Annotated in this window: 3 protein-coding genes; all 3 read left to right on the top strand. The window is 69.7% G+C overall.

Going from position 1 to position 3,242, the window contains the following annotated elements; all coding sequences use genetic code 11:
• Positions 1-2,088, top strand: a 2,088-nt coding sequence (gene infB, locus D8M34_RS17715; protein ID WP_126894687.1) for a translation initiation factor IF-2, incomplete at its 5' end; no start/stop codon positions are given.
• A gap of 105 nt (positions 2,089-2,193) precedes the next feature.
• Positions 2,194-2,622 (top strand): 30S ribosome-binding factor RbfA, encoded by a 429-nt coding sequence (gene rbfA, locus D8M34_RS17720; RefSeq protein WP_025103179.1) that lies wholly within the window; start codon positions 2,194-2,196, stop codon positions 2,620-2,622.
• 106 nt (positions 2,623-2,728) lie between these two features.
• Positions 2,729-3,242, top strand: a 514-nt coding sequence (locus tag D8M34_RS17725) for a hypothetical protein (protein WP_202976278.1), incomplete at its 3' end; no start/stop codon positions are given.

Here is a 3,242-nt window from a genome sequence, read left to right on the forward strand (position 1 = left end):
CCCGGTGCTCCGTTCCAGCAGCGCACGGGCGGCCCCGGCCGTCCCGGCGGCGGTGGCGGTCCCGGTGCGGGTCCCCGTCCCGGCGGCGGTTTCGCCGGTCGTCCCGGTGGTGGCGGTCGTGGCCGTGGTCCCGGCGGCGGTACCGCCGGTGCCTTCGGCAAGGGCGGCGGCAAGAGCAAGCAGCGCAAGTCGCGGCGGGCGAAGCGGCAAGAGTTCGAGATGCGGAGCGCCCCGGTCGTCGGTGGCGTCAACGTCACCCGTGGCAACGGCGAGACGATCCGCATGCGTCGCGGTGCCTCCATCGCGGATTTCGCCGACAAGATCGAGGCCCTGACCGGCTACACCGTGCAGCCGGGCACCCTCGTCACGATCCTCTTCAACCTCGGCGAGATGGCCACGGCCACCGAGTCGCTGGATGAGGCCACGTTCGAGGTCCTCGGTGAGGAGCTGGGCTACAAGGTCCAGATGGTCTCGCCCGAGGACGAGGACAAGGAGCTCCTCGAGGGCTTCGGTCTCGACCTCGAGAAGGAGCTGGAGGAGGAGAGCGAGGACGACCTCGAGATCCGTCCCCCGGTCGTCACCGTCATGGGTCACGTCGACCACGGTAAGACGCGCCTCCTCGACGCGATCCGCCAGACCAACGTCATCGAGGGTGAGGCCGGCGGCATCACCCAGCACATCGGTGCCTACCAGGTCTGGACCGAGCACGAGGGCATCGAGCGGGCGATCACGTTCATCGACACCCCCGGTCACGAGGCGTTCACCGCCATGCGTGCCCGTGGTGCGCAGGTCACCGACCTCGCGATCCTCGTGGTCGCGGCCGACGACGGCATCATGCCGCAGACGGTCGAGGCGCTGAACCACGCCCAGGCGGCCAACGTGCCGATCGTGGTCGCGGTGAACAAGGTCGACAAGCCCGAGGCCAACCCGGCCAAGGTGCGTCAGCAGCTCACCGAGTACGGTCTGGTGGCCGAGGAGTACGGCGGCGACGTCATGTTCGTCGACGTCTCGGCCCGTGCCAACACCGGCATCCAGGAGCTCCTGGATGCGGTGCTGCTCACGGCGGACGCCGGTCTCGACCTGACCGCCAACCCGAACAAGGCCGCTCGCGGTGTCGCCATCGAGGCGAAGCTCGACAAGGGCCGCGGTTCGGTCGCGACGGTGCTGATCCAGTCCGGAACCCTCCGGGTCGGCGACGCGATCGTGGCGGGCACCGCTTACGGCCGTGTCCGCGCGATGATCGACGAGAACGGCGAGATCGTCGAGGCGGCCGCGCCGTCCCGTCCGGTCCAGGTGCAGGGTCTGAACTCCGTGCCCCGCGCCGGCGACGTCTTCATCGTCACCGAGGAAGACCGCATGGCGCGTCAGATCGCGGAGAAGCGCGAAGCCGTCGAGCGCAACGCGCAGCTGGCCAAGGCTCGCAAGCGCATCTCGCTCGAGGACTTCACCCGTGCTCTCGAAGAGGGCAAGGTCGAGTCGCTCAACCTCATCATCAAGGGTGACGTCTCCGGTGCCGTCGAGGCGCTGGAGGAGTCGCTCCTCAAGATCGAGGTCGACGACTCGGTGCAGCTGCGCATCATCCACCGCGGTGTCGGTGCGATCACCGAGTCCGACGTGAACCTGGCGACGATCGACAACGCGATCATCGTGGGCTTCAACGTCCGCCCCGACACGAAGGCGCGCGAGCGTGCTCAGCGTGAAGGCGTGGACATCCGTTTCTACTCCGTCATCTACAACGCGATCGACGAGATCGAGAGCTCGCTCAAGGGCATGCTCAAGCCGGAGTACGAAGAGGTCCAGTCGGGTGTCGCCGAGATCCGCGAGGTGTTCCGCTCCTCGAAGTTCGGCAACATCGCCGGTGTCATCGTGCGGTCCGGGACGATCACGCGCAACGCGAAGGCCCGCGTCATCCGCGACGGCGTCGTCATCGCCGACGGCCTCGCCATCGAGTCGCTGCGCCGGTTCAAGGACGACGTCACCGAGGTGCGGACGGACTACGAGGCCGGTATCGGCCTCGGCAAGTACAACGACATCCAGGTCGGCGACGAGATCGAGACGACCGAGATGGTGGAGAAGCCGCGCGGCTGATCCGCACGACTGCGGCGGCTGCCTCCTCCTCCCGTGACGGGGGAGGAGGCAGCCGCCTCCGCGGTTCGCTGGGAACCGCGACGCACAGAGGTGGGAGAAGGAACAATGGCTGGTGAACGACAGGCCCGACTCGCGGATCGCATCCGCGTGATCCTCGCCGAGCGCTTGGAGAAGGGGCTGCGCGACCCGCGTCTCGGCTTCGTGACCATCACCGACGTCCGCGTGAGCGGCGATCTGCAGCACGCGTCCGTGTTCTACACGGTGCTCGGCACGGAAGAGGAGCGCCTCGCCAGCGGTGCCGCGCTCACGTCCGCGACCGGAATGCTGCGCAGCGAGGTCGGTCGACAGCTCAGCACTCGACTCGTCCCCACGCTCGAATTCATCCCGGACGCGCTCCCGGAGAACGCCGACCACATCACCGCTCTGCTGCGCGAGGCGCAGGAGCGCGACGCGGAGGTGGCCAAGCTGGCCTCGTCCGCGACCCACGCCGGCGAGGCCGACCCCTACCGGTCGGACGACGACGACGAGGACTGATCCCGTCTGATACCCTCAGGTCCGCGGCGGGACAACCGGTGGATCTGGGGGGATCGACATTCAGGCGACGAGCACGCCCGCGGGCCTCTTCGTCGCGCCTGTCGTCGTGGAGCCGCTGCTGGATGAGCTTCGACGGCGGGATCTGTGCTGCGCGCCGCACGTGGCGGCGCAGCTGGGCGCCGCGCTGCCTGACGATGCCGAGGCCGTGCTCGCCGTCGCGGCCCGCCTCACACCGGAGCAGCGCCGCGGATTGAGTCGGATGCCGTGGCCGCTGCCGTCCGCGGCGGTCCATGCCGGCATCCGCGGGCTGGCGAGCGCCGACCGACTGCTCCTGCTCACGGTGGTGCTGGCACTCGAGGAGGAGCTGGATCCGATCCTCGCGGCCGACGGACGCCGCGTGGAGGAGATACGGGCCAGCGCCGCCGCGCCGCATCTGACGATCCACGCGGGCTCGATCCGGCTCACCGACCCGCGCGTGGCCGCGGAGGTGTACGCGGCCGCGTCGGCGGCGGAGGTCGCGCGCGTGCACACCCGGCTGGCTGACGCCGCGGTCGCACGCGGGGACCGGAGTGGGGAGGCGTGGCATCGCGCGCGATCGTGCGCCGCGCGGGATCGTCGGG

It is taken from the genome of Microbacterium sp. HSID17254, assembly GCF_003989315.1.
Classification (GTDB): Bacteria; Actinomycetota; Actinomycetes; order Actinomycetales; family Microbacteriaceae; genus Microbacterium.

Coding starts and splice junctions, on each gene's coding strand:
- rbfA (WP_025103179.1), top strand. CDS start 2,194: ATGGCTGGTGAACGACAGGCCCGACTCGCGGATCGCATCCGCGTGATC.